21 protein-coding genes are annotated in these 25,291 nt (G+C 49.1%); 8 read left to right on the top strand and 13 right to left on the bottom strand.

Going from position 1 to position 25,291, the window contains the following annotated elements; genetic code table 11:
- Positions 1 to 706: 706 nt before the first annotated feature.
- The 10 genes from ACU52_RS00230 to ACU52_RS00185 all read right to left on the bottom strand — a co-directional run bounded on the left by ACU52_RS00230 (position 707) and on the right by ACU52_RS00185 (position 11,913).
- Complete coding sequence (locus tag ACU52_RS00230) at positions 707 to 3,136, bottom strand: TonB-dependent receptor (protein ID WP_053397330.1); 2,430 nt, start codon at positions 3,134 to 3,136, stop codon at positions 707 to 709.
- Positions 3,133 to 4,104: a FecR family protein gene (locus ACU52_RS00225; RefSeq protein ID WP_053397329.1), complete on the bottom strand. Its 972-nt coding sequence runs from the start codon at positions 4,102 to 4,104 to the stop codon at positions 3,133 to 3,135. The genes ACU52_RS00230 and ACU52_RS00225 overlap by 4 nt, the downstream gene beginning before the upstream one ends.
- A gap of 2 nt (positions 4,105 to 4,106) precedes the next feature.
- Positions 4,107 to 4,673, bottom strand: coding sequence for an RNA polymerase sigma-70 factor (locus ACU52_RS00220; RefSeq protein ID WP_239684843.1), 567 nt, complete (start codon positions 4,671 to 4,673; stop codon positions 4,107 to 4,109).
- Positions 4,674 to 4,698: 25 nt separating this feature from the next.
- Complete coding sequence (locus tag ACU52_RS00215; RefSeq protein ID WP_053397328.1) at positions 4,699 to 5,301, bottom strand: hypothetical protein; 603 nt, start codon at positions 5,299 to 5,301, stop codon at positions 4,699 to 4,701.
- A gap of 378 nt (positions 5,302 to 5,679) precedes the next feature.
- The gene (locus ACU52_RS00205) at positions 5,680 to 6,468 is read right to left on the bottom strand and encodes a UDP-2,3-diacylglucosamine diphosphatase (protein ID WP_053397326.1); all 789 of its coding nucleotides are present in this window, start codon (positions 6,466 to 6,468) and stop codon (positions 5,680 to 5,682) included.
- A gap of 410 nt (positions 6,469 to 6,878) precedes the next feature.
- Positions 6,879 to 8,966, bottom strand: a complete 2,088-nt coding sequence (locus ACU52_RS00200; protein ID WP_053397325.1) for an outer membrane beta-barrel protein — start codon at positions 8,964 to 8,966, stop codon at positions 6,879 to 6,881.
- 183 nt (positions 8,967 to 9,149) lie between these two features.
- Positions 9,150 to 9,317, bottom strand: a complete 168-nt coding sequence (locus ACU52_RS14595) for a 4Fe-4S binding protein (RefSeq protein ID WP_021855262.1) — start codon at positions 9,315 to 9,317, stop codon at positions 9,150 to 9,152.
- Positions 9,318 to 9,446: 129 nt separating this feature from the next.
- Positions 9,447 to 10,190 (bottom strand): type IX secretion/gliding motility protein PorT/SprT, encoded by a 744-nt coding sequence (porT, locus tag ACU52_RS00195; protein ID WP_021855261.1) that lies wholly within the window; start codon positions 10,188 to 10,190, stop codon positions 9,447 to 9,449.
- 113 nt (positions 10,191 to 10,303) lie between these two features.
- Positions 10,304 to 11,146: a bifunctional metallophosphatase/5'-nucleotidase gene (locus tag ACU52_RS00190; RefSeq protein WP_053397324.1), complete on the bottom strand. Its 843-nt coding sequence runs from the start codon at positions 11,144 to 11,146 to the stop codon at positions 10,304 to 10,306.
- The gene (locus tag ACU52_RS00185; protein WP_053397323.1) at positions 11,143 to 11,913 is read right to left on the bottom strand and encodes a 5'-nucleotidase C-terminal domain-containing protein; all 771 of its coding nucleotides are present in this window, start codon (positions 11,911 to 11,913) and stop codon (positions 11,143 to 11,145) included. The genes ACU52_RS00190 and ACU52_RS00185 overlap by 4 nt, the downstream gene beginning before the upstream one ends.
- A gap of 202 nt (positions 11,914 to 12,115) precedes the next feature.
- Between ACU52_RS00185 and rplS the strand changes: the two genes are divergently transcribed.
- Positions 12,116 to 12,481 carry a 50S ribosomal protein L19 gene (gene rplS, locus ACU52_RS00180; RefSeq protein WP_021855258.1) on the top strand — a complete coding sequence of 122 codons (366 nt, stop codon included), beginning with the start codon at positions 12,116 to 12,118 and terminating at the stop codon, positions 12,479 to 12,481.
- Positions 12,482 to 13,035: 554 nt separating this feature from the next.
- On the opposite strand, the gene ACU52_RS00175 is transcribed toward rplS, so the two are convergent.
- Both ACU52_RS00175 and ACU52_RS00170 read right to left on the bottom strand, forming a co-directional pair.
- Complete coding sequence (locus tag ACU52_RS00175; protein WP_082335090.1) at positions 13,036 to 14,160, bottom strand: CapA family protein; 1,125 nt, start codon at positions 14,158 to 14,160, stop codon at positions 13,036 to 13,038.
- Between the two features lies 1 nt (position 14,161).
- Positions 14,162 to 14,716, bottom strand: a complete 555-nt coding sequence (locus ACU52_RS00170) for a C40 family peptidase (protein WP_021855256.1) — start codon at positions 14,714 to 14,716, stop codon at positions 14,162 to 14,164.
- Between the two features lie 505 nt (positions 14,717 to 15,221).
- Between ACU52_RS00170 and ACU52_RS00165 the strand changes: the two genes are divergently transcribed.
- From ACU52_RS00165 to ACU52_RS00150, 4 genes are all read left to right on the top strand, one after another.
- The gene (locus tag ACU52_RS00165; RefSeq protein WP_053397321.1) at positions 15,222 to 16,403 is read left to right on the top strand and encodes a phosphoribosylaminoimidazolecarboxamide formyltransferase; all 1,182 of its coding nucleotides are present in this window, start codon (positions 15,222 to 15,224) and stop codon (positions 16,401 to 16,403) included.
- A gap of 122 nt (positions 16,404 to 16,525) precedes the next feature.
- Positions 16,526 to 16,717 (top strand): hypothetical protein, encoded by a 192-nt coding sequence (locus ACU52_RS00160; RefSeq protein ID WP_021855253.1) that lies wholly within the window; start codon positions 16,526 to 16,528, stop codon positions 16,715 to 16,717.
- A 386-nt stretch (positions 16,718 to 17,103) separates the two neighbouring features.
- Complete coding sequence (locus ACU52_RS00155) at positions 17,104 to 18,441, top strand: MATE family efflux transporter (RefSeq protein WP_021855252.1); 1,338 nt, start codon at positions 17,104 to 17,106, stop codon at positions 18,439 to 18,441.
- 590 nt (positions 18,442 to 19,031) lie between these two features.
- The gene (locus tag ACU52_RS00150; protein WP_053397320.1) at positions 19,032 to 20,183 is read left to right on the top strand and encodes an AAA family ATPase; all 1,152 of its coding nucleotides are present in this window, start codon (positions 19,032 to 19,034) and stop codon (positions 20,181 to 20,183) included.
- Positions 20,184 to 20,371: 188 nt separating this feature from the next.
- On the opposite strand, the gene xylE is transcribed toward ACU52_RS00150, so the two are convergent.
- Positions 20,372 to 21,847 carry a D-xylose transporter XylE gene (gene xylE / locus ACU52_RS00145; protein ID WP_021855251.1) on the bottom strand — a complete coding sequence of 492 codons (1,476 nt, stop codon included), beginning with the start codon at positions 21,845 to 21,847 and terminating at the stop codon, positions 20,372 to 20,374.
- A 302-nt stretch (positions 21,848 to 22,149) separates the two neighbouring features.
- On the opposite strand from xylE, the gene ACU52_RS00140 reads away from it, so the two are divergent.
- From ACU52_RS00140 to ACU52_RS00130, 3 genes are read left to right on the top strand one after another with little or no spacing between them, the layout of a single operon-like run.
- Positions 22,150 to 23,289, top strand: a complete 1,140-nt coding sequence (locus ACU52_RS00140) for a DNA polymerase III subunit (RefSeq protein ID WP_053397319.1) — start codon at positions 22,150 to 22,152, stop codon at positions 23,287 to 23,289.
- 45 nt (positions 23,290 to 23,334) lie between these two features.
- Positions 23,335 to 24,543: a PSP1 domain-containing protein gene (locus tag ACU52_RS00135; protein WP_021855249.1), complete on the top strand. Its 1,209-nt coding sequence runs from the start codon at positions 23,335 to 23,337 to the stop codon at positions 24,541 to 24,543.
- Positions 24,540 to 25,010, top strand: coding sequence for a gliding motility lipoprotein GldH (locus tag ACU52_RS00130; protein WP_082335089.1), 471 nt, complete (start codon positions 24,540 to 24,542; stop codon positions 25,008 to 25,010). The genes ACU52_RS00135 and ACU52_RS00130 overlap by 4 nt, the downstream gene beginning before the upstream one ends.
- Positions 25,011 to 25,291 lie beyond the last annotated feature (281 nt).

Here is a 25,291-nt window from a genome sequence, read left to right as displayed (position 1 = left end):
AAGGGAATTTTTATTATTTAGGAGTTAAGACAAATGCTTTTATTATTAGGAGTTAAAGGAGTTAAAGGAGTTAAAGTCAAATGCTATGTTGGATAATTACAGCTATAAGAAATTGTTTCGCAACAAGGCTAATGTGCCGGCTGATTTGCAATCTGCCGGAATTAAGTATAAGGATCTGTGATCCGAAATGCATATTACATAGGAAGATAAGCGGATTGAAATAATTAATGTTCGATATAAATCAAACAAAACATTACTCTTTTGAATAAAAATTTTAACGGAAAAATCAGGACAAAAGATTTTTGGGAAATAGAAAATAAATATATAACGGATGTTAATATGTGCATACTTATAGCGACATTCCATTAACATACATTTACGTTTATGTCGCTATTTTGCCATAAAAAGGATGATTTTGTTGGCCAAATCAATGGATTTTGACTAACAAAAGGGGCTGTTTCAGAACGTAAACGGGCCACTTTTGCACCGTAAACGGCAGAGTAACATTTTTTAACTGTTGCCATTTCTTCTTAAAACGGCATAATCAGCTGTAAATCAACAGCTTAACTAAAACGCAGAAATTATGACATTTTTAAGAAGAAAAGACTGAACCGTGATGAAGGACGGCATTCTGAGAGCGTCAAACGGTCGAAAACAATCCGTTTATTTTACATTTTAACATAACGGAATAAGTACATAACAAGGCTCAAAACTTAAAGCTGATGCTCGCATAAGGCAGACAGTTGCCGTGCCATGTGGCAGAATAAAAGCTGAGGACATCCTCATCTGACGGACGGCCCACCACATTATACAGACCGCAGCGCAGGGCAAGGAGCTTGCGGCCGAAGGCCTTCTCGAACGAATAGCCCACGTCGACACGATAAACCAGCGGCTCGCGCATGGTGCGGAACTGCTCCTCGGGCGGTGTGTTGAAATCATCACCAAACTCAAGCACCTTGCCGGAGCGCATCATGCCGCCGACGGAAACGAGCGAATGGGCATTGAGCTTATACGACAAGGCAGCTGCCAACTGATGGGGAACGTCATAGAGCGACGGCATGCGGCCGCGTTCGGGCATGTCGTCAAACCACTCGCGGCTGCGCGAAAAGGCATACGAGAACTGAAGCATCCAGCGCCTCCAGCTCTTGTTGAGATAAAGGCGGAGGCCATAGCTGTCGCCGCTGCCCACCATGACATACTGATCCCAGCCGCCGTCGTCAACAAAAATATCAGGGCGCATGGCCACTACGTTGCGGCGTGTCTTATAGAAAGCCGACAGTTCAAACAGACCGCCGGTAAGGAAATGCTTCCACCCCACCTCATAATGCTCCGACGAACGCGGCTTGTAGCCGTCTATGCTGGGCATGCGGAAGTCGGTAGGCAGGTCCCAGTTGTAAAGCCGCAGGCAATGATAAAACTGCTCCATCTTTGAGAAATGCAGATAGAGCAGGTCGCTGTCTGTAGGGAAATATCTGACAGACAGGCGCGGCTGTATGCTGTAATAGTCTTTGTTGCCGTGAGGAAAATAGCCTACGCCGTGGACACCCACCTGAACCGAGAGACGCTGCGACACACGTATGTGGTTGTCATAGAACACTGACGCCTGACTGATAAGCTCGCGCCGGGTGCGGACGTCGCTGCCGAAGGCCGCAATGCGGTAGGTGTCGTAAGAATACTTGGCGCCCCAGCGCGCACTGTAAACGTTGTCGAGAGTGTAGCTGAACTCTGTAGAGGCGTTAAACGAGCGTATGCCGCTTCTGACGTAGCCCGTAGAGTCGACTCCGAGCATGTCTATACGCGCGCGGTTGGTATGTCCGGAGTAAAAGAGCGACGTGGTGTTGCCCAGCTTGCCCGCCTGCGTGTTGAACGAAAGCTGGCAGATGTCGTTGCTCCATCTGAGCACCGTGCCGGTCTCGCCGTCATACAGCGGCATGTGATAGTCGTCGCGCGCGCCGTAGGCCATGGCGCTGAGCGATGTCTGCGGCGATATTGAATAAGACAGCTTGGCATTGTAGTCGTAGGCAGAATGGTTAAGGCGGTCGTCTTCCGACCGCATGTTGTCGAAGAAGTCGAGCCAGCTTCTCCGTGCGCCCACCATATATGAAAGTTTGTCCTTCACGATAGGTCCTTCAAGTGTTACCGATGCGGCGGGCATGTCGAGCGAGAGGGTGTTGACAAATTCGTTTTTGTTGCCGTCTTTAAGATTAACCTCAGTAACCGACGAGAGCCTCCCTTCAAAGCGAGTGGAAAAGAAACCCTTATGGAACACCACATTCTTTACGGCGTCGCCGTTGAATATGGGCAGCAGCGAGTTGAGATGTCCCGGATGGAACACGGGCACGCCGTCGAGCAGAAACAGGTTTTCGTCGTTGCTGCCGCCGTCCACCTGCAGGTTGCTACCTGCCATCGACGATATCACTCCGGGCAGAATCCATATCTGCGAAAAGAGGTCGTTGCGGCTGAACGAGAGCATGCTTGAGGGCGTTGTCTCGCCCAGTTCGCCGTCGCGCCTGGATGTCTCTACGGTTATCTCTTCTATCTCAAACGGCAAAGGCTCAAGATGCGTAACAATATGACAATTGCCGCTCACACTTATGCGGCGGCTTGAGGGGGCATATCCCATATAAGAAACATTGAGCAAATAAGTGCCAGGCGGAACGTAAAGGCGGTAAACGCCGTTGGCGTCGGTAATGGCAGCCGTGCGCCTGCCCACGCCGTTGTCGATACTTACAACGGCACCGTAAAGGCGCTCGCCGCTCTCCTCCTCGAGCACCGTTCCGCCAAGGCATACGTTCTCTATCTTCTCTGCCTGAATCAGCAGCTTGCGCGGAGGCACAAAGGCCGTGCGCACCTTATATCCGTCGAGCACCTTAGAGAGCAGAGCTCCCACGGTGTAGACGCCCGGACGGTCGATGCGCCTGACCTTATCGACGTCGATCTGTGCGGGGTTATATGAAATGACGATACCGAGGCCGGTCTCTATCCTTGACAGCCACTGCTGCACGGTGGCAGAAGAGGCTTCAACGCGCAAAGTCTCTTCGGTAAGCGCACGCGCATTGTCCGTTGTCTGCGCGTGCGCCAGAGTTATCCGAAACAGAATAGGGACTAATACCCACAGTATTCTTCGTATGTTCATTTATATAGCATGTAATGTTTACCGGCCACCACCGTCTTATACTTGCATCCGCAGACAAATGCCAGTTCCTTCACTATCTCGTCGCCGTCGGCACCGTCGATGCGGGTTGTTATGAAGTTGTCGTCAAGGCCAGCACCGAGGTCAATGCGTATGCCGGTGTTGCTCTCTATCTCGCTCACCACCTTTGGCAGAGGCTCGTTGCTGAACACCATCGACACGTCGGCATCATCGCTGCCGAAACGCGTGGCGGGCGAGCCTATCACTCCGGTGCGCAGTTCTCCGTCTATGAGCTCGGCCTTCTCGTTTGCCTCTATGACAACGCTTGCGCGATCAGTGGCAACCTTAACCTTTCCGGTCTTGACATACACTCCGGCGTGGCCGCCATGAGTGGCGTCTACAAGAAACGAGGTGCCCATCACCGTAACGTTCATCACGCCGGTCTCTACCTTAAAGCTTGCGCCGTGCAGCTTCTTGACCTTGAAGAAGGCCTTGCCGCTCAGGCGGGCTGTGCGCACCCTGTCGACACCCTTGTCGCTGTAGGCCAGCGTGGCTTCAGGATAGAGCAGCACCTCCGAACTGTCGGGCAGGATGATGTGCTGCTCCACGGTTCCGTTGTTGGCATACTGCATAACGTCCGAGCCGCGGCTGCCCGAAAGATACGGCAGCGCAAGGACAACCATGAGCAGCAGCGCAGCCGCCACCGACACAATAAGCATAGCCCTGCGGTGCAGACCGTGCCATAAACGGCTGCCGCTGAGCCGCGGCTCAACCTTGCGCCAGGCAGCACCGGCATCGAATGTGGCCGGGTCGGGCGTGGCAACAGGCGCACCCATAAGCTTCTTCAGCTTTTCATACTCTCCTTCATTAGCCTTTATCCAGCTGTCGAGCACGCTCTGCTGCCTCGGCGTAAGCCCTTCATGGGCAAAATGCCTCGCAAGCAACCCGTTGATATCTTCATTGCTGTTCATCTTTATTCCCGATTTAAAATAATTGATAAAATGATTGTTACAAGAACCGTCACTACAAAACTGTTGGCGGCGGCATACTGACGCAGCAGCTTCAGAGCCTTTGTCATCTGGTTTTCGACAGTCTTTTCCGACAGGTTAAGGCTCGAGGCTATCTCGCGGTACTTCATTCCGTGCAGCTTAGCCATCATGAAGATGTCCCTGCACCGCGTGGGCAACGTAGCCAAGGCGGCCTCGAGCCTCTCCTCCATAGTAGGTTCATCGCTGCAATGTACTTCGTCGGCAGCCATTGTCTCGGCGCTTACCTGCCGGCCGTCAATCGGCACAATGTCGCATGTACGCTTACGCAAGAACGAAATGCAGCGGTTTCGCACGGCTGTGGTTATGTATGCGGCAAACTCATTTTCAGGCATGTCGTCGAGATTCTTGTCCCACACGCTGACGAACAGCTCCTGAACAATGTCTTCAGAGTCGGCCCTGTCTGAAACATATCCGTAGGCTATGCAGCATAGCCTCGGATAATGTTTCAGAAATCTCGATTTAAAAAGCTCTTTTCTACTGACTTTCATCATTGCGTACGCATATAATTACAAATAACTAAAATCTGAAGCTCAAGCCGGCTGTAACGAAGCCCTTGTGACCGAGTCCGGCCTCAACGAACGCACCTATCGTCTCGTTGCCAACACGCAGCGCTATAGGATTAACCTGATATGCAAACGACGTGTTAAGGTCGGCTTTGGCGGCAGCAGCCTTTCCGGCTTCTGTCAGTCCGGTTTCGGTGTGGCGTTTCAGGCTCACTCCGGCCGACGCATTTCCGTAAAGCTCAACAAGTCTGCTTTTAAGATAAACAAACTCTGCCGTGGGCAGTATCATGAAGTTGAGCTCGCGTTCTTTTATCGAAGGCATCTTGTCGCCCAAGAGCGTCAGCTTGCTTGTTGTGTGGGCGAAGCCGAGGTCGGCACCTACGCGGAAGCGTCCGACGGCATAGCGGTAGCCGAGTCCGTAAACTATCGAGGCTTTCTCGTCTGTGCGCTTGCTGCCGGTAACGGCATCTGCAAGTCCGAGTCCAAGCACATCGACTGCGCTCTGTGTCAGTCCGTCACTCACCGAAACACGTATCTCATGTCTGTTGTCCTGGGCGTTAGCCATGTTGACACCTGCGAAAATGCACAAAGATAATACAAATACTTTAAATTTCATAATGCTCGATTTTTTATTGTTAATATTATTTACTTTTGTCTCTCTTTGCTCCTATAACGCAGCCTCAACAAAATACCCCTATCCTGTTTCCGCATTTTTTTCAGAAAAATGTTTGCAGACAGTGGAAAGCCTTGTATAAAAGGGAAAAACAGAGGGAAAAAGCCGTTACAGAAACGGCAAGAAAAAGGCGTGCCCCGAGGAAAAATCCAGCGGAGCACGGCCGTCTGTCATAACAAGAACATGCAATCAGCCACAAGTCTTGTACCAATAAAAAATCAGTATAGTGATAATCCGACTGTCACAGCCGGGAGGAAAAGAATCTGAATATTGCTTATCGCGCAGCATCTTCTGCGCACGTACAGCCCCACTGCACAGCCGTCACGATGCTATCTGCCTTTCAGGCATGCGGTTGCCGGCAAGCATGTCGCCGTATCTTATCACCGACCAGTTGCCGTTTTCGTCTTCGGCAAGTGCCGACATCGTTTCAACCCAGTCGCCAGAGTTGAGATAGTGGATGTCGCCATAATATGTGTCGGCCGGATGGTGTATGTGTCCGCAAATAACTCCGTCGCAGCGGCGTGCCCTCGCGAGCCTTACAAGCTCCTGCTCAAAGTCGGATATATAAGACACAGCCGACTTCACTTTCTGCTTGATGGCCTGCGACAGCGAATAGTAAGGCTTGCCGTGGGCGGTGCGGTAGTTGTTGTATATCTTGTTAAGCCACAACAGAAACGTATAGCCCACGTCGCCGAGCATGGCAAGCCACTTCATGTTGCTGGTGACAGTGTCGAAGATGTCGCCGTGAGTAACATAATAGCGACGGCCGTGGCTCTCGTGTATAAAGTCCTTGACGAAGCGTATATTGTAGAACGTGAACGGCACCATGCTGTCGATAAAGTCGTCGTGGTTGCCCCTGACGTATATTATTTCGGTGCCCTGTTTCTCCATCATCTTCATTATCACCTTGAAGAAGTCGGTGTGTTTGGGCTGCCATTTGCGCGTGCCGCCCTTGCGCAGTGCCCAGCCGTCTATTATGTCGCCGTCGAGAATGAGGCGGCGGCAGTTGACCGACTTCAGAAAATCAGTAACTTCTGTTGTCTTTGAGTGTGTCGTGCCAAGATGTATGTCGGACAGCACTATCGTTGAATAAAATTTACGCAGACGCATAATGTCATAAAGTATATTTCGAGCGAATGCCGGCTGCCGCAGACGGCAACAGCCGCTTCGTTACGTTCTAAATGTTTCTGCCGCAAAGTTGCAAAATAGATGTGTCAATGATATGTTGAACAAATTACATTTAGGTAAAATTGTGTTGGCACATATTGCGATGGGGTTAAAGCGAACGGCAATAAGCTCGATATAAAGCAAAATACAGACTGTATCCTGATGCCTGATTTTGGATAAAACGGCAATACGGAATATGCTTTATTATGGTTTGTGTAAAACAAAAACAGGCATTCTACTGACGATGAAGCAGGATGCCTGTTGCGTGATGATTCTGTAAATATTATCTATATGACCGCATCAGCTGCGCGTGCCGTCAGCATAACTGAAGCATGGGCAACTTGGCAAAGATGCTATTTCAGGAATCTCGATGTGTCAACTTTTTTGTGTTCTTTTTCTTTATAATTGCCGAAAGCATAGCTGAACGACACGCCGAAATGGCGATAGCTCGACATGTCCATGTCAAGACGCTGCCCCTTGAAGTTGATGTAGGGATTAATCTGCGCCGTCTCGAATATATCAGCACAGTAGAGTTTCAGCGTTGCACGCTTGTTCTTCAGGAACTTTATCTGCAGGGCTGCGTCCACGTTGCCCGATGCAGGCAGATCATAGTCGGCCTGAAGTGCCTTGGTTCGCACCATGCCGTTTACAGAAAGCGTTATTTCTGGCTGCGACGAAATGTGGAAGTCGTTGCGCAGCGTGAACATTCCGTACACGATGTCGCGGTCGAACGGAATGTCGTAGAAGTCGGAGTCTTTCTGTCTGAGCCATACACCCAAGGCTGTAAGGTTGGCACTATACCATTTGCCAAGTTTCAGCGGAACAGCCGCCATGAGTCCTGCCTGCTGCTGGAAGTCGAAGTTCATCACCTTAAAGGTTTCTCTCAGCACGTCAGGCTGCTGATAAAGAGTCTGCATGAACAGGTCGTCAGTATGCGTAAACCATCCTCTGAACACATATTTGTTTTTCAACACATAAGTGAGCTGTGCCGAATATTCGCGCATGGGCTTAAGTTCCGGATTGCCCACAATCACACCATATCCGCCGTTGTTGTAGCTCATGAAGTTCTGCACTGCCCAATATTCGGGATAAGTGCTGTAGCTGCTGAAGCCGAACTGAAGGATGTGTCCCTGCGACGGAATCCATGTTGCGTTGACGGTAGGCAACCAGTTCCATTCGTTCCATGAAGGATTGTTATAATATTCGGCAGCCAGCGACGCGTCTATTATCAGCTTGTTATTGAAGTTCTTGTTGAATCCGGCGTATATGTTCACGATGTTCTCGCGCTTGCTTGCGCTGATATTGTCAGGCAGGTCCTGAGGCCTGTTTACCGTGCTAAGGTAATTCTGATAACTGTTGTCCGAACTTGTAGAATAAGTCGCGCCGTAGTTCAGTCCCCATCCGTTCTTCAGCGTATGGTCTTGCTTTACATACACCTTCCAGATGTTCAGCTTCTGCCGGCTGTCAGACACATAGTCGAGCGAGCCGTCAGTCAATACGCTGCTTTGTGTCTGCGTCTGCGGAGCCTTATAGAACGTATATTCAGCGCCGATGTTAGTGCCGAACGGCATCTTGTAGTCGACGGCAATGTCATGAGTCCACGGGTCAGAGTCGATGCCGTATTTTGAATTTATTGACCCCGTGGTTTCCTGTTTTGTATGTCCCGGAGCGTAAGAGCCGTAGTAAGTAACGTTTAGGTTATGGTTTTCGGCAAAGTTATATCCCATCGACAGGCGCATCTGATGGTTATGTCCGCGTGTACGGCTGCGTTGAAATGTCGAGATGTCATACACGTTGCCGTCGTTAAGACTATGGTGCGAGTCGGTTTCAGTTGTCTTGTACGAATTTCCGTGGTCGTGCGAGTACATGAAGTCGATGCTCATCTTCTTGCCGACGTACACCAGACTGGCACGTTCCTGAAACGCAGCGTCGTGACTTTGGTCGTAAACACCGAACACCTCGCCCGTCAGTCTCTGTTCCTGTGCCGTCTCATGCAGGAAGTTTATGTTTATGCACGCACCTCTTACGTTATATTTAGCCGGTGCGTTATACATTATCTCAACATCTGCGAGTCTGTCTTCGGGTACGCTCTTCAGCACCTGCGTGAGCTGTTCCTGTGTAAGGTTTGTCACCTGTCCGTCCAATATCACCGTGGCGCCCTGTCCGCCAAGCGTCAGCTGTCCGTTCATTTCCACCACGCCCGGCAGTTCCTTCAGCGCGTCGTATGCGTTGTCCACGGGCTTCTTTTCGGTTATTCGCTTGATATCATACACCAGTGCGCTGCCTTTCACCTTTACCATGGGGCGTTCGCCGCTCACCATCACTTCCGGCAGATTGTGTATGATGCTGTCCATCCGCAGCGAATCGTCGGGTGTTGCAGTCTGTGCCGCACATGTAAGTGCAGAAAGGCTGAATATGCCGCACAATACTTTTATTTTCATATCTGTTTGCTGTTATTTTCCCAAAAAATTTACAAAAGTGTTTTTATAGGTAATATGATTGTGTCAAAAGAATAACAAGTCTGTACCCATAATTTAAGCGTTGACGGCCGTGTAGAGGCATAAAATAAAATAAGGCGGCCGTAATAAACGGACCGCCTTAATAGAATTTCCTGGAGCAATTCCTTAAGGAAGGCTGATAGCCTCTGAAGGACAAACATCTGCGCAAGTGCCACACTCTGTGCACATGTCAGGATTGATAGAATATTTTTCGCCTTCAGAAATAGCTCCTGCCGGACATTCGTCGATACATGTACCGCAAGCGATACAATCGTCACCAATTACGTAAGCCATGATAATCTTGTTTTTATTTAATTAATAATGTTTTTGTACCTATTTTCGTACATTGCAAAGGTAGTGCTTTTATTTTAAATACCTAATTTTAGGTATCTGTTTTTAATTTATTTAACGATTGCAGTCTGTCTATTCAAAATAGAACGACAATACTATCATCTTGCTGCGTGCCTCCTTGACCGACTTGGCATACATGATCATGTTCTGGTCTTTCAGCTTGTCGGGATGGCTGGTGTCGAGACTGTTGATCAGTCCATAGCAGAACTTCAGTTCGGGGCGCAGCTTGAAATAAGGCAGATAGAAGTCGCAGCCCAGACCAAATTCGAGGAACACGTCGTAACGCTTCAGCTTTATGTAGTCGTTGTCCTTGCCCGAAAGGTTTATCATGGGGTTTATTCCGGCCATGAGATACGGACGCGTGTTGTTGAGTCTGGGGGCGCTGAACAGCAGATTGAGTGCCGATGATATATACACCGTCTTAAGATCCTGTCTCTGCGTGACATATTCACCGTTCTCAAGCTTGTCGGTGAGGTTAGTCAGGGTGATGTGTCTGTTGCCGAAATACATGGCGGGAGCTATGCGGAACGCGAAATTATTGCTCAGGCGGAACTCGCCCAGCACGCCCACGGTGAATCCCGGGTCCCATCTGTCCTGGTCGCAGGTGATGACTTTTTCGGCCGTTGTCCCGTCGGCGCCTGTAATAATCTGCGGACCGACGTTCATAAACTCGATGTCCTGAAGGTGCATGCCTACCACCACTCCGAAGTGAAACGGCCTCAGGTCGGTGTAAGGTCTGTTTTGAACGGTCTTGCCCTGTGCCATGGCGCATAGTGCAGCTGTCAGGACGGTTATTATGGTGAACAGTCTTTTCATTTGATAATATAACGATTTATTGACGCCGATATTACATCCGGCTGTGTGAAAAAGGCATAAAAATGACATCCCGGCACATGTCATAAGCCATGACGTAAGTGCACCGGCGGGGGTTATCTCTTCTCGAGGCTGAGCGTTATCTTGCCCACAAATATGCCGTGCTTGCCGTTCTGGTCGTTAGGAACGTCCTTGCCGTCGAGGTTGCGCACATGGTTGAGCATCTTAAAATAAGAGTGAGAGTGGCCGCCCAGCACGAGGTCGATGTTTCGTGTCTTTGCCATCATCTCCATGTCGTTGAGTCCGGCCTCGTCCCATCCGAGGTGAGACAGACATATCACCACGTCGCACTTCTCCTCGTTCTTCAGCTTGTCGGCCACTGCGTTTGCCGTCTTTATCGGGTCGCTGTATCTGACTCCGGCGCAGGTGCTTGCCATGACCAGACCATCGAGCTTTGGCGAAAGTCCGAAGATGCCTATCCTCACTCCTTTGCGCTTTATTATGACGTAGGGCTTAACAAGGCCTTCTACCACGGTGCCCGTAAAGTCGTAGTTGGCGCAGACGATGGGGAACTTTGCCTTTCTGAATATTCTTGCCATGTTTTCGAGACCGAAGTCGAACTCGTGGTTGCCTATCGTTGCCGCATCGTATCCCATGATGTTCATCAGCTCTGTCTCAACGTCGCCTTTGAACATGGTGTAATATGGCGAGCCCTGCGAGAAGTCGCCGCTGTCGAGCAGCAGCAGGTCCTTGTCCTCCTTGCGCATCTGGTCAATCATGGCTGCACGGCGCAAGAAGCCGCCACGGCCGGCGAGCATGGTGTCGGCAAGGTTAGGGTTGAGCGGAAGCACGCAGCTGTGAGTGTCGTTGGTGTGCAGAATGAGCAGCTGTCTGCCCTTTGCAGCCGCCGTAAGGGTTACGGCCACGGCTATTGTCAGTATTGTAAGTATGCGTTTCATTTGTCTGCTATTATTATTCGTCCTTCAATCTTTGAGTCGATGTCTTCGCCCTGAGCCATCTTAGCCTTCATGTATTTCACTATTACCTGGCGCACGTTGTCGTCGGCACCCGATGGCGATTTCATCCCGGTGGCGCTTTTAAAGGCCTCAAGCTTGTCGTTGCCCTGCGCAACATAGTCTATCGTAGCCACCCTATAGTCGGCCTCGGGGTCGATGTCCTTTCCGTTAAGCTTGGCCGACAGCAGCTTGCCGTCTTTGCTGATAACCAGGTTGACGCCGTGGCTCACGGCCTCGCCGCCCACTGATGCTATCTGGCCGAACAGCTCGATCACCTTGCTGCCCTTTAGCGTTACGAAGCATATCTTGTTTTCAAACGGCGCCACGTCGAGCACGTCGCCGTATGTTATGTCGCCCTTGGCAAATGCCGAGCGCATACCGCCGATGTTGTAAACGGCAAAGTCGGGCTTCTCGCCGTAGCTGCCGCCGCACCATACGAGTATGTCGGCAAGCAGGTTGGAGAGCTTACTCTCGGGCCTTTCGGCATTCAGATATGAGGCAGCCCTGCCCACCACGGGGCTCATTATGCTGTCCACCTTCTGCTTGTAGGGAGCTATGAAGCTCCATGCCCTGTCGTCGGGCCTGCTGTCGTAAGTGCTGTCAATGAGTATTCTCGAACGGCTCACGCCAGTGAGCTGATAGTGTGATGAGCATGATGCAAGAAGCATCGCAAGTGATGCCAATTCGCATAAAATCAACTTCTTATACATAAGGATAATCTTAGAAAAGTGATGCAAAGTTAGTTAAAAACGCTATTAAGTCAAAGAAAAAGATAAAAAAAACCTCGCATATTTGGAAGAGAAACGAAAAAGTAGTAACTTTGCACCGCTTTCCGCGTAATCGCTGACAGGAAGAAGAGTAGCCTAGTTATGTTACGCCGGAACGATAAACAAATTTAATTATCAAATAATAATGGATTTAATTAAAGTTGCTGAAGAAGCATTTGCAACCGGCAAGAAGTTCCCTGAGTTCAAGTCAGGTGACACTATCACTGTCGCTTACAAAATCGTTGAGGGTTCAAAAGAGCGTATCCAGCTCTATCGTGGTGTAGTAATCCGCATTTCTGGTCATGGTGACAAGAAGCGTTTCACAGTGCGCAAGATGTCAGGTACAGTAGGTGTAGAGCGTATCTTCCCTATCGAGTCTCCGAACATCGACAGCATTGAGGTTAACAAGCACGGTAAGGTAAGACGCGCTAAACTTTATTACCTCCGTAAACTTACAGGTAAGAAAGCTCGTATCGCTGAGAAGAAGGTTATCACAGAGAAGAAAAACTAATTCTGAAATCTTATCTTTAAGAAATAAAGAAGCAGACTTGTCCTTGCGTCAGGTCTGCTTCTTTGTTATTTGTAATAATACATAATATCGAGCTTTTGTAAAACATGGCTAATTACATCGCGAAATGTATGCTTTTGCACGCTGAAAGAAGGCCTTTCGCAGCATGAAAGGGTATGTATTGAAATAACGAAAGAACCGGCTTACAGCAGGCATAAGCCTAAGCGGAGTAAACTCTAACCAGGAAAATGTATGTTTGAAGTCAACCGAAATAAGGAAAACAGGCCGACAATAAGCATAAAAAGTTTTTCTTATAAACTCATCACTCGTCACATTCGGGCATAAGCTCCTGACAGACAACACATTACGGTGTGACGAGTTGAAACGGCAACTCGTCACACCGTAACTATCTGATTTACAAAACATTATAATGCGATGTGACGAGTGACGAGTTTTTTAACAAAATCTTTTTCCGGACATTGGCTCAATCAACAGCAAAGCCCTGACGGTAAGGCAAGCCACAAACGGCCTGAGCCAAACCTAGTTTCTCTCATTTATCAATTTCTTTTCAGCCTTATCGTTCCGTCGGCACTAATGGTTATCTTGCTGTCCTTTATGTCGCTCTGTGTGAGCCGCTTTATCTGCTGGGCCACGGCGTTGGCCGTGTCCTTGCGCGGACCGAGGCCGCGACGCTGTATGAACGAGTGGATCTTGCCTTCAATGAAGTCGCCCCTGCGGTTCACCTTTGCCTCTATCACCGGCGCATAGCCCGATATTCCTGTTATGCTTATTCCGTAAGGCGTGCAGAAGTTGCCCAGGCTGTAGGCTATAAACTTGCCCTTATAAACCTCGACACATCTTACCACATGCGGGCCGTGGCCATAAACTATGTCGGCGCCGTTATCTATGCAGAAGTGTGCAAAGTCGCGCAGCGAGCCGCGGTCTTCCTCAAGATACTCTTCCTTGCCGTATGGCAGATGGCTGTACTGCTTGCCTTCGGCTCCGCCGTGGAACGACACTATCACCACGTCGGCATTGGCCCGCAGGCTGTCAAGTATGCCCTTCACCGTCCACAGTTCCTTGTGCTTCAGCGTGTAAGAGTTGTGGCCGAACGCACACATGCCGTATCTTATGCCGTTGCGCTCTATTATGGCGGCGTCTGTCCTGCCCCTCAGTCCGGCATATTTTATGCCTATATCCCTTAAGGCGCACTCCGTTGACCTGACTCCCTCTATGCCGAAGTCGAAGGCATGGTTGTTGGCCATGCTCAGAAAGTCGAACCCGGCCTCCTTCAGGCGTGGCGCAAAGCTCAGCGGCGTGCGGAACGAATAGTTGTAAACCGACTTCTCCTTCTTGTTCTCGGCACTGTCGCACAGCGTTCCCTCAAGGTTTCCCACGGCGATGTCGGCCCTGTGCAGGATGTGCCTTACGTCTCTGAACAGCGCCCTGCCCTCGTCTGCCGGCAGCGCAGGCTTGGGGTAAGTGGTGCCCATCATGATGTCGCCGGCCATGGCTATCGTGAACGTGTCCTGAATATGACTCAGTATGCTGTCCTCAGCTTTCTGCTCTGCGCTGTCAATATCGACAACGGGCACCGGCAGCTTTTTGCCGGTACCCGTTGTAGTGCAGGCCACAGCCGACCCGCATATAAGCAAAGATATAATAAAAATATGTGGTTTCATGTTACATTACGCGGCGTGCTCCTACGTATCTGCGTGAATAATATCTTTCGTTAGAGTTGCTTACCTTTACGCCCTTGGTGCTTGCATGTATGAAGTTGAAGCTTCCGCTTATCGGATCAACGTCGACCACGATGCCTACATGGCCTATGGAGCGGCCCGAACGCGGACTGGTGAAGAACACCAGGTCGCCTATCTGCAGCTTGTCCTTGTCAACAGGGTCGCCCTGATTAAACTGCGCGCGCGACGAGCGGTTGAGGTCTATGCCCATGTTCTTGAACACATAGCTCGTGAATCCTGAGCAGTCGAAGGCGTTAGGACCTGCCTGACCTGAGCGGTAGCGTGCGCCCATGTGCGAGAAGGCCTCGTCGAGCACGTCGTTTATAGGCTCAAACTCGAAGTCCTCGTCATAATTCTCGTTGTTATAAAGAAAATCGTAGTTATCTATTTCTTCGCATTGCTGTTCCTTATTGTCGCCGTCCTTCTCGTTGTCGGCCATCACAGGCGTTCCTGCGGTCAACAGCATCATGGCAACGGCAAATATTTTCAGGTTCTTCATGTTCGATGTTTTCTGTAATAGTATAATGAAGGGGTTTTCTTGATTTTACGATTGCGAAGTTAACGAAAAAATGCCGGAAATCAAAGTTTGTTTACATCTTTTGGGATAAGCAAAAAGCATGCCACGGCAAAGCTCCGCAAGCCGTTAAGTGTTGTTATAGTGTAATTTAGACCAAAATAACTACAAAAAAGGTTCAACCATTTTTCTTTACATTCTTTAAGAAATAAGTCTTTCATTATTTAACTACTTTGGTGCATTTTCTGTTCTTTTTGTCGCCTCGGCGCATATCTGCCATGCCTGGCAGACAGATGCTATATGCCTGATTTATTGATATATCCGCACACCGGGCTGCCGCCGGGCACATGTGCCGTATGTTCTTTTATTCACATCCGGCAAGGCAAGAAACGGCAAAAAGCCGGCCGCCGGCAGGGGTTTAATCGACATTTATTTTGTATTGCGCCCAATTTGCACTATCTTTGCAGCCGAAGAAGAAATTTTATCGAGCATGAAAGAATTAGCATTAAAGTACGGATGCAATCCGAATCAGAAACCTTCGCGCATATACATGGAAGAAGGTGAACTGCCTATTGAGGTGCTGAATGGCCGTCCGGGCTACATCAACTTCCTCGATGCACTTAACAGTTGGCAACTTGTAAAGGAGCTTAAAGCCGCAACAGGACTGCCTGCAGCAGCCAGCTTCAAGCATGTTTCGCCCGCAGGAGCCGCAGTGGGTCTGCCGCTCAGCGACACTTTGAAGAAGATTTATTTTGTAGACGACGTAAAGATTGAGCTTTCGCCCCTGGCATGTGCCTATGCACGCGCACGCGGCGCCGACCGCATGAGCAGCTACGGCGACTTTGTGGCTCTGAGCGACGTATGCGACGAGGCTACCGCAACGCTGATCAAGCGTGAGGTGAGCGACGGCGTGATTGCACCGGGCTACACCCCCGAAGCCCTCGAGATACTGAAAGACAAGCGCAAGGGCACATACAACGTAATAAAGATTGATCCCGAATATGTTCCGGCTCCAGTTGAACACAAGCAGGTGTTCGGCATAACATTCGAACAGGGACGCAACGAGATTAAGCTCGACGACCCGTCACTCTTTGAGAATATACCCACACAGAACAAGACATTCACCGAAGAGGCTAAGCGCGACCTTATAATAAGTCTTATCACGCTGAAATATACTCAGAGCAACTCTGTATGCTACGTGAAGGACGGACAGGCCATAGGCATCGGCGCCGGACAGCAGAGCCGCATACACTGCACACGTCTGGCAGGCAACAAGGCCGACATATGGTGGCTGCGCCAGCATCCGAAAGTGATGAACCTGCCTTTCGTTGACGGCATACGCCGCGCTGACCGCGATAACACCATCGACGTGTATATCAGCGACGAGCACGACGACGTGCTGGCCGAAGGAACATGGCAGAGACTCTTCAAGGAGAAACCCGAAGTGCTGACCATGGAGGAGAAGAAGGAATGGATAGCCAAGAACACCAAGGTGGCTCTGGGCAGCGACGCATTCTTCCCGTTCGGCGACAACATTGAGCGCGCACACAAGAGCGGCGTTGAGTATATAGCTCAGGCCGGAGGCTCTGTACGCGACGACAATGTCATCGAGACCTGCGACAAATACGGAATAGCAATGGCCTTCACCGGCGTTCGTCTGTTCCATCATTGATAAACTGTTTTTTTCAGCGCCGGGAGTCATCATTCTCAAGGGCGGCACAAGGCTTGCCCCATATCAAGAGTCTGTCTCCCGGCTCTTTTTCTCATTAAGCATAATTAGGTTTTTTACATTTTATGAGCGATATCGACGACATAATTGCCGGTGGCGGAATAGTGTTCCGAAAGGCAAAGACAGACAACGGCAATGACGGCAAGGTGAAGACCAAGGCCAAGAAGAAGAAATATATCACCGGCGCTCATGGCAGCGGCTCGGCACGACAGAAAGCCAAATACCGCGAAGCACGCGCCAACCGCAAACACAAATAACGGCTGCCTGGGCGCGGCCGGTTTGTGTTTGCCGTTTATGTTTATGTGGCATAAGACCGGCATTGCTTATGCTGGTTGTTCCTATGCGCCATTTTTCTTGCTTTTTGAGTTATGTTCTTTTCTGTAACGTGGTTTATCCATTGTTGTGTCCCTATTGTGCATAACTTAAATAACTGATTGTTTTACAGACAATTACAGCTACTTGACATATATCTTGCAGAGGGATTTTAACTCAACTTAACCCTGCATCAGGGAAGGTAATTGTCAGTAAAATTTTGCAGATAACTTTGTTTTTCTTAATTTTGCAGTGTCAAAGCGCATGTCCTTGATCATATTCTCTATTTTTGGCTGCGTGCGCTCTTGTCTATTTGAATGCTGCAAGTTTTATGAAAGACAGGGATAATTTTACGTTTCTAACTTCTGCACCTGTTCATCATGTAGTGCTAGTAATGGCTGTTCCGACCATTATCAGTATGCTCGTTACCAGTATCTACAACATCGTAACCACATTCTACGTTGGCCGCATCAGCACACAGGCCACTGCCGCCGTGGGCATAGCCTTCTCGGTTATGGCCATCATACAAGCCATAGGCTTCACCTTCGGGCAGGGCTCGGGCAACTACATATCGCGCGAACTTGGCGCGCAGCGACACGACAACGCATGCCGCATGGCCTCCACGGGCTTCTTTCTTGCCGTAGGGACAGGATTTGTCATCGCCCTTATCGGACTGATATTTCTGCGTCCGCTCGCGTTGCTCTTAGGCTCAACGCCGACAATATTGCCCTATGCCGAAACCTATCTGTCGTTTGTGCTTATGGCTGCACCGTTCATGTGCGGTGCCTTATGCCTGAACAACCAGATGCGCTTTCAGGGCAACGCAGCTTATTCAATGTTCGGCATACTTACGGGAGCATGCATCAACGTCGTGCTGGCTCCTATCCTTATATTTGTGTTCGACATGGGCATAACCGGTGCCGGCATATCCACGTTTACGGGTGAGTCGTGCAGCATGCTTGTGCTGTTGTGGATGAGCCGCATGAAGCGCAACATACATATCAGCCACCGCAACTTTACGCCAAGCGTGGCTATGCTGAAAGAGATATTTGCCGGAGGCACGCCTTCGCTGACGCGCCAGGGCATGGCCAGCATCAGCGTTGCACTGCTCAACGTGGCAGCCGGAGCTTACGGTGATGCCGCCATAGCGGCCATGTCTATCGTCAACCGCATAGCCTTCGTGATATTTGCCGCCATGATTGGCCTCGGACAGGGATTCCAGCCTATGTGCGGCTTCTGTTATGGCGCAAAATTATACGCACGTGTGCGCGAAGGCTATTGGTTCATAGTGCGTGTAGGCTTTCTGTTTATGGCCGTATGCGCTGTGCTCGGTTTCTTCTTCAGCGAGGAATGCATCGACGTGTTCCGCCGCGATCCCGACGTTGTTTCTATCGGCACAGTTGCCTTGCGCTGGCAGCTGGCCACACTTCCGTTGGGTGCCATCGTCATGTACACCAACATGATGATGCAGACCATCCGCAAGCCATGGCAGGCCAATGTGCTCGCATCTGCCCGCAGCGGCCTGTTCTTCATTCCGCTGATAATCATCCTGCCCCATTTCTTCGGTCTTCTTGGCGTAGAGATGTGCCAGGCATGGGCCGACGTATTGTCTTTCGGCCTTGCAGTGCCTATAGCCATGAGCGGATTTAAGGCTTTACGTGATGACTGAGAAACGCGGTAAGGCGCAAATCTATAAATAACATAGAACCATCCCCACGGCAAAGCCGGCCATAATAATCCATTGCCCTACAAGGCGAAATCAGCCTGTTTCATATGGCATCATGACCAATGAAAGCCAAAAGGCTCTGAAAACCGTAACTTATCTGCCTTAATATGTTTTATACAGAAAGCCTACACAGCATTTAGCAGCAATCTATTAAGGCAACCACATTCGTTTACTTTCAAACTGTTAGTGGCCGAGTTACAACCCAAAACTCGGCCACTTTTTATGTGAAAGTGGCTCGTTTTCTATACGCAAACCATAGGTTTATTTTATGTCTGACGCAGTCTTGCCGTGCAAGCCGGGATGAAAAAGACGATAAACGAAAAACTTTGTACGGCTTCTACCGGTATATCAAGAAAAATCAGACGGCAAGACGATAACGGAAAACATATAGACGAATAAAAGCAGGCATCAGCCTTCAGCATAGAGAACACATACACCCCAAACAATCACGAAGGGCTTAATGCAAGGAAAATATACGATTATTTTATTTGCATAATTCTATTTAAATAATTATTTTTGCATAAAAACAAGATATGGCAAGAATAAGAAACCCGTTTGTAGTTACAGGCAAGATTGCACCAGAATATTTTTGCGACCGCGTTGAAGAATCGGCACGGCTGATAAAATCGGTTACCAACGGCAACAATCTCGTGATTATTTCACCACGCCGCATGGGAAAGACCGGACTGATACAGTTTTGTTACGACAAGCCTGAAATACGTGAGGAATATTATACATTCTTCATCGACATACTTCACACATCTAGCTTGCGGGAGTTTACCTATCTGCTCGGCAGACAGATCTATGAAACACTGCTGCCAAGAAGCCGTAAAATGATAAAACTGTTTATTCAGACGATAAAGTCGATAAGCGGTAAATTTGGATTTGACCCGGCAAACAACTTGCCTACGTTCAACATCGAACTGGGCGATATCGAACAGCCCGAATATACACTCGACGAGATTTTCAGCTATCTGAGCCACGCCGACAAGCCCTGCATTGTGGCCATAGACGAGTTTCAACAGATAGCAAAATATCCGGAGCATAACATAGAGGCATTGCTCAGGACACACATACAGAAACTCGATAACAGCAACTTCATATTTGCGGGAAGTGAGCGCCACATGATGCAGGAAATGTTCATGTCGGCTGCCCGGCCGTTTTATCACAGCGCCGACGTGCTTGAACTGAATGCTATTGATGCAGAAAAGTATGTCCCCTTTATTGTCGGCCATTTTGAAGCAACCAACAGGCACATAGACGCATCTGATGTAAAAAGAGTTTACGATTTGTTTAACGGGCATACCTTTTACATCCAAAAAACATTTAACGAATCGTTTGCAGACACCCGTGAGGGTGAAGTTTGCACACTTGACACAATACGCACGGCCATTAATAACATCATAGCGTCAAACGACACTATCTTCAGGGAGATATTGTCGAATATCCCTGAAAAGCAGAAAGAACTGCTCTATGCCATTGCGAAAGACGGAAAGGCTGAACAGATAACATCGGCAGAATTCATAAAGCGCCACAGACTGACTTCAGCCAGCTCAGTGCAGTCGGCTACAAAAAAATTGCTTGAAAAGGATATTATAACAGAGAGAAACAAAGTTTATTCTTTAAATGACAAACTTTTTGCCATGTGGATAAATAAATTATATGGCAACACGACAATGCTGTAATAAAGTTGGCTATGAACGGAAAGATATGAAGCAAAGCCGTTCATTATTGTCAGACCGGCCTATAACGCATCCAACTAGACATGATGTTCACTATAGTCATGCTGAATAAAAAATAGGGTTGCTTAAAATGATTAAGCAACCCACATATATAAATTATCACATTCGGATACAAACCAACTGACACCGGCTTATTTGTCTTCCTTCTTCCAGAGTTTAGACATATCTTCAAGCGTCTTGCCTTTTGTCTCAGGCACAAGTCGCCATACGAACAGAGCAGCGAGAACGCAGATTGTACCGTAAAGACCGTAAGTAAACCAGTGGCCGAAGTTGGCGTCGCTCTCGAGCTGCATGTTGAACATGGGCACAAACGAAGCACTGACAATCCAGTTGAAAATCCACTGGAATGCAACGGCTATGGCTACGGCTGCGCCGCGGATGGTGTTGGGGAATATCTCAGCAATGAGCACCCAGCAAATAGGGCCCCACGACATCATGAACGATGCACTGTAGATCATGATGCTGACCATTGTTACGACGGCCATGTCCATGTTGCCGAATGTGAGGGCAACACCGAAAGCGCCAATGGCCATGCCTATTGAACCGGTGATAAGCAGCGGCTTGCGGCCCCACTTCTCAACAGTGAACACGGCAACAAGCGTAAACAGGATGTTCACAACGCCCATGATGACGGTCTGCACCATAGGATTCTCCATACCCATGTCGCCGAATATTCGCGGTGCGTAATAGAGCACGGCGTTGATGCCGACAGCCTGCTGGAACACGCTGAGCATTATGCCGACAAAGATAACCAGCACACCATAGGTGAACACCTTTTCGGTCTTTTCTGTAATAGTATTCTTTATCTCATTGAGAATTTTCTGTCCTTCAGCCACACCATTGATTTTCTGCAGTACAGACAGAGCCTTGCTGTCGCGCCCTGCCATAACGAGATAGCGCGGAGTCTCGGGTACGAAGCATATCAATATGGCAAAAAGTCCTGCCGGCACAGCCTCGCTTCCGAACATATAACGCCAGCCTGTAGAAATTGTCCAGGGATCGCTGCCCGGAGCAACGGCATTGAAACCTTGTCCGATAGACTCGATTACGGGGTTGGTATGGTCACCGAGTATGCAGAAGTTTACCATATATACTACCAGCTGGCCGAAAATAATGGCAAACTGGTTCCATGAAACGAGCGTTCCGCGGATGTTAGACGGAGCGACCTCAGCTATATACATAGGGCAGATGGCTGAAGCCAGACCAACGCCCACGCCGCCGATGACACGATAGATGTTGAATGTTACGAGAAGTGAGTATGTCGGTACGCCATGCTCATAAATCAGAAACTCGGGCTCCATTGAGCCTAACGCAGAAATGAAAAACATTATTCCGGCAAAGATGAGCGACTTTTTTCGTCCCCAGTTTGATGCCAGATAGCCTGATATTCCGCTTCCGATGATACAGCCAATAAGAGCGCTGGCACATGTAAAGCCATGTATGGCATCTGTATATCTGAAGTCAGTTGCTCCTAAGAAAAATGCCTGAAGTCCTTTTTCGGCTCCTGAAATTACAGCCGTGTCGTATCCGAAGAGGAGTCCTCCCAATACAGCCACAAGCACAATTGAAAATAGGTAGGCCTTGCTACCGCCTTTGTCTTGATTCATTGTTTGATTAGATTTTAATTATAGTTAAAGATAAATATTATTCCGTTTTATTACGTTTATAAAACCCTAATCCCTATGTTTTATTGTGTGTTTCGATGTATTTTTGTATTTGACACAGCATCTTGCCGATTATCGGCAGACGATGTATTGCAAGGAGAAGGGCGTACCACTTGTGTTTATTCTGCCTGTAAAGGTAATAAATTTCGCGCTACCGGTTGTCATAATTATTCATTATTAATTTATTTTTTCGTTTATTACGGCGGTTTTCTGTATTTTTGCACCAAATTGCATATTTTGTAGACATGAAGTTCAGCGAAGTTATCGGACAGGACGACGCCAAAGAGCGTCTGCGGCAGATGGTTGCAGAAAACCGTGTGCCTCATGCCATTATGCTGTGCGGCCCGCAAGGCTGCGGCAAGATGGCTCTGGCCCTTGCCTTTGCTTCATATCTGTTGTGCGAGAACAATTCGGGCGACGACTGCTGCGGATCTTGCCGACAGTGCGTCATGACAGACAAGCTGGCTCATCCCGACCTTCATTTCTCCTACCCTGTCATACGCCCGTCGGGCACCGGCTCTGAACACAAGATGTCGAGTGAGGACTTTACGGGCGAGTGGCGCCACCTGCTGTCTCAGGGACCATACTTCACAATGGACCAATGGCTTGCTGCCATGGGTGCGGCAAACCAACAGGCTCAGATGGGTGTGGGCGAGAGCGATGTGGTGATGCGTGCGCTTAGTCTGAAGTCGAGTCAGGGCGGATATAAGGTGTGCATAATATGGCTGCCTGAACGCATGAACGCCGAATGCGCCAACAAGATGCTGAAAATTATAGAGGAACCTCCACACAAGACAGTGTTCATAATGGTGTGCGAAGAGCCCGAAAAGCTGCTGGACACCATAAGGAGTCGCGCTCAGCGCATAGACATTAAGCGCATTGAGACAGAAAGCATCGAGACAGCTCTCGTTGACCGCAGGGGCATAGATGCAGACGCAGCGCGCCGCATAGCACGAGCCGCAAACGGAAGTTGGCTTAACGCCCTTGAGGCTCTCAACTCAGACAGTGAGAAAAAGCTATTTCTCGACATGTTTGTCAGCCTGATGAGACTTGCCTATACGCGCAACATCAAGGAGCTGCGCAAATGGAGCGATACGGCTGCGGCATACGGGCGTGAACGCCAGCGCAGGATGCTCACATATTTTGTACACCTGATTCGCGAAAACTTTGTCTACAACTTCCGCATAGGCGAACTCAACTATATGACGCAGGACGAGGAAAACTTTGCGCGAAACTTTGCACGCTTTGTCAACGAGGCCAATGTCATTGAGCTCTCTGAACTAATGAGCCGCGCCATAAGAGACATCGGACAAAACGCAAATCCGAAAATAGTGTTCTTCGATATGGCAACGCACATCATAGTTTCACTTATCAGAAAACCGTAGGCTTTATGCCGAAATAACATATATATTTTTTAATTGCAACAGCAGATGGATTATAAAAACAAGAAATTCTTTATATACAACGGGTGCGACCGTGGTCTGTGCCTGAGAGGATGTGGCCGGCAGGACCGCCAGCTGAACACCTACGACTGGCTGGCAGACGTACCGGGCAACGCCCAAAGTACTGACCTTGTTGAGGTGCAGTTTAAGAACACCCGCAAAGGATATTATCACAACGTCAACAACCTTGACCTCAGAAAGGGTGACATCGTTGCCGTAGAGGCAAACCCGGGACACGACATCGGCGTAGTTACGCTTACCGGCAAACTGGTAGAGCTGCAGATAAAGAAGGCCAACCTGAAATCGGCCGACGACATCAAGCGCATATACCGCATAGCAAAGCCCGTGGACATGGAAAAATACCGCGAGGCAAAAAGCCGCGAGCACGCTACGATGATACAGAGCCGACAGATAGCCAAGAACCTTAATCTGCAGATGAAGATTGGCGACGTTGAATATCAGGGCGACGGCAACAAGGCTATATTCTATTATATAGCAGACGAGCGAGTAGACTTCCGCCAGCTTATCAAGGTGCTGGCAGAGACATTCCACGTGCGCATAGAGATGAAACAGATCGGAGCGCGTCAGGAGGCAGGACGTATTGGCGGCACAGGTCCGTGCGGCCGTGAACTGTGCTGCGCCACCTGGATGAAAAACTTTGTGTCGGTAAGCACTGGTGCAGCCCGCTATCAGGAAATATCACTCAACCCGCAAAAGTTGGCAGGTATGTGTGCAAAACTGAAATGCTGTCTTAACTACGAGGTTGACAACTATATCGAGGCGAGCCGCAGGCTGCCAAGCCGCGAAGTTGTGCTTGAGACACAAGACGGCGAATATTATCTGTTCAAGTCTGACATCCTTGCCGGACTTGTAACATATTCATCAGACAAGAAGGTGCCGGCCAACCTCGAGACAATAACAGCCAAGAGAGCGCTCGACATAATAGACATGAACAGAAGGGGCGAAAAGCCCATGTCGCTGCAGAGCGACGGCAACATAAAGGAACAGAGCAGTCATCCTGCTGACCTGCTGGCCAACGAGAGTCTTACGCGTTTTGACAAGAGCAAGAAAAAGCGCCGTTCAAAGAACCGCCCGGCACGACAGGCTTCAGCAAAAGGCCGCGGCAAGGCTCAGGCCGAGAAAGGACAGCAGAAGCCTCATGGAGCCGAAAAGCAAGAGAAGGCAGACAAGCAATGACGAGATTAAGATTACATATACTTACAGCCATGGCCTGCGTGGCCATGGCTTTGTGCTCATGTAACAGCGATGTTGTGTACGACAAATACAACCATACTCAGCTGACAGGATGGGAAAAGAACGATACTCTGGCCTTCGACGTACCTCCAATGAAGGAGTCTGGCCGTTACCGTCTTGAACTTGGACTTCGCACCAGCACCTCGTTCCCCTTCACCGGCCTGAGCCTTGTTGTAGACCGCACCGTAGAACCGGGACACATGCTATATACAGACACCGTGAACTGCAGGCTGGCTGATGACAAAGGCAACGTGCTCGGACGTGGTGTAAGCTGCTTTCAGTATAGTTTCATTGTTTCTGACATAGACTTGCGCAAAGGCGATTCGCTTCATATATGCGTCCGCCATATCATGAAGCGCGAGATTATGCCCGGCATTTCGGACATAGGACTGAAGATATCAAAGCGCTGAACATAGGGCACCTAAATACCTAAAAGGAATTTAAGCCCGAACGCTTCACTCTGCAAACTAAGAGTTTATCTAGGCATCTATAGTTTGATTTTTCAGTTTTTAAGAAGTTTCATACAGCTTTTATCCCACATAGCGGGCATACAATCTGCTTCGTCTTGACATGGCTTACGCCCGAAATAAGCAAACGGCAATAAAATCTATATAAAACAGGCAATCCGGCCGAAACATAAAGACAATTTGGAGTAAAAGTCAAAATTGGCTGTCAAATACACATTAAGGTA

It is taken from the genome of Xylanibacter rarus, assembly GCF_001275135.1.
Classification (GTDB): domain Bacteria; phylum Bacteroidota; class Bacteroidia; order Bacteroidales; family Bacteroidaceae; genus Prevotella; species Prevotella rara.
This window is presented reverse-complemented; position numbering and strand designations above follow the sequence as displayed.

What these genes read in the sequence shown, in the direction of transcription:
- ACU52_RS00230 (WP_053397330.1), bottom strand. Translation starts at nt 3,136, where the DNA reads ATGAACATACGAAGAATACTGTGGGTATTAGTCCCTATTCTGTTTCGG.
- ACU52_RS00225 (WP_053397329.1), bottom strand. Translation starts at nt 4,104, where the DNA reads ATGAACAGCAATGAAGATATCAACGGGTTGCTTGCGAGGCATTTTGCC.
- ACU52_RS00220 (WP_239684843.1), bottom strand. Translation starts at nt 4,673, where the DNA reads ATGATGAAAGTCAGTAGAAAAGAGCTTTTTAAATCGAGATTTCTGAAA.
- ACU52_RS00215 (WP_053397328.1), bottom strand. Translation starts at nt 5,301, where the DNA reads ATGAAATTTAAAGTATTTGTATTATCTTTGTGCATTTTCGCAGGTGTC.
- ACU52_RS00205 (WP_053397326.1), bottom strand. Translation starts at nt 6,468, where the DNA reads ATGCGTCTGCGTAAATTTTATTCAACGATAGTGCTGTCCGACATACAT.
- ACU52_RS00200 (WP_053397325.1), bottom strand. Translation starts at nt 8,966, where the DNA reads ATGAAAATAAAAGTATTGTGCGGCATATTCAGCCTTTCTGCACTTACA.
- ACU52_RS14595 (WP_021855262.1), bottom strand. Translation starts at nt 9,317, where the DNA reads ATGGCTTACGTAATTGGTGACGATTGTATCGCTTGCGGTACATGTATC.
- porT (WP_021855261.1), bottom strand. Translation starts at nt 10,190, where the DNA reads ATGAAAAGACTGTTCACCATAATAACCGTCCTGACAGCTGCACTATGC.
- ACU52_RS00190 (WP_053397324.1), bottom strand. Translation starts at nt 11,146, where the DNA reads ATGAAACGCATACTTACAATACTGACAATAGCCGTGGCCGTAACCCTT.
- ACU52_RS00185 (WP_053397323.1), bottom strand. Translation starts at nt 11,913, where the DNA reads ATGTATAAGAAGTTGATTTTATGCGAATTGGCATCACTTGCGATGCTT.
- rplS (WP_021855258.1), top strand. Translation starts at nt 12,116, where the DNA reads ATGGATTTAATTAAAGTTGCTGAAGAAGCATTTGCAACCGGCAAGAAG.
- ACU52_RS00175 (WP_082335090.1), bottom strand. Translation starts at nt 14,160, where the DNA reads ATGAAACCACATATTTTTATTATATCTTTGCTTATATGCGGGTCGGCT.
- ACU52_RS00170 (WP_021855256.1), bottom strand. Translation starts at nt 14,716, where the DNA reads ATGAAGAACCTGAAAATATTTGCCGTTGCCATGATGCTGTTGACCGCA.
- ACU52_RS00165 (WP_053397321.1), top strand. Translation starts at nt 15,222, where the DNA reads ATGAAAGAATTAGCATTAAAGTACGGATGCAATCCGAATCAGAAACCT.
- ACU52_RS00160 (WP_021855253.1), top strand. Translation starts at nt 16,526, where the DNA reads ATGAGCGATATCGACGACATAATTGCCGGTGGCGGAATAGTGTTCCGA.
- ACU52_RS00155 (WP_021855252.1), top strand. Translation starts at nt 17,104, where the DNA reads ATGAAAGACAGGGATAATTTTACGTTTCTAACTTCTGCACCTGTTCAT.
- ACU52_RS00150 (WP_053397320.1), top strand. Translation starts at nt 19,032, where the DNA reads ATGGCAAGAATAAGAAACCCGTTTGTAGTTACAGGCAAGATTGCACCA.
- xylE (WP_021855251.1), bottom strand. Translation starts at nt 21,847, where the DNA reads ATGAATCAAGACAAAGGCGGTAGCAAGGCCTACCTATTTTCAATTGTG.
- ACU52_RS00140 (WP_053397319.1), top strand. Translation starts at nt 22,150, where the DNA reads ATGAAGTTCAGCGAAGTTATCGGACAGGACGACGCCAAAGAGCGTCTG.
- ACU52_RS00135 (WP_021855249.1), top strand. Translation starts at nt 23,335, where the DNA reads ATGGATTATAAAAACAAGAAATTCTTTATATACAACGGGTGCGACCGT.
- ACU52_RS00130 (WP_082335089.1), top strand. Translation starts at nt 24,540, where the DNA reads ATGACGAGATTAAGATTACATATACTTACAGCCATGGCCTGCGTGGCC.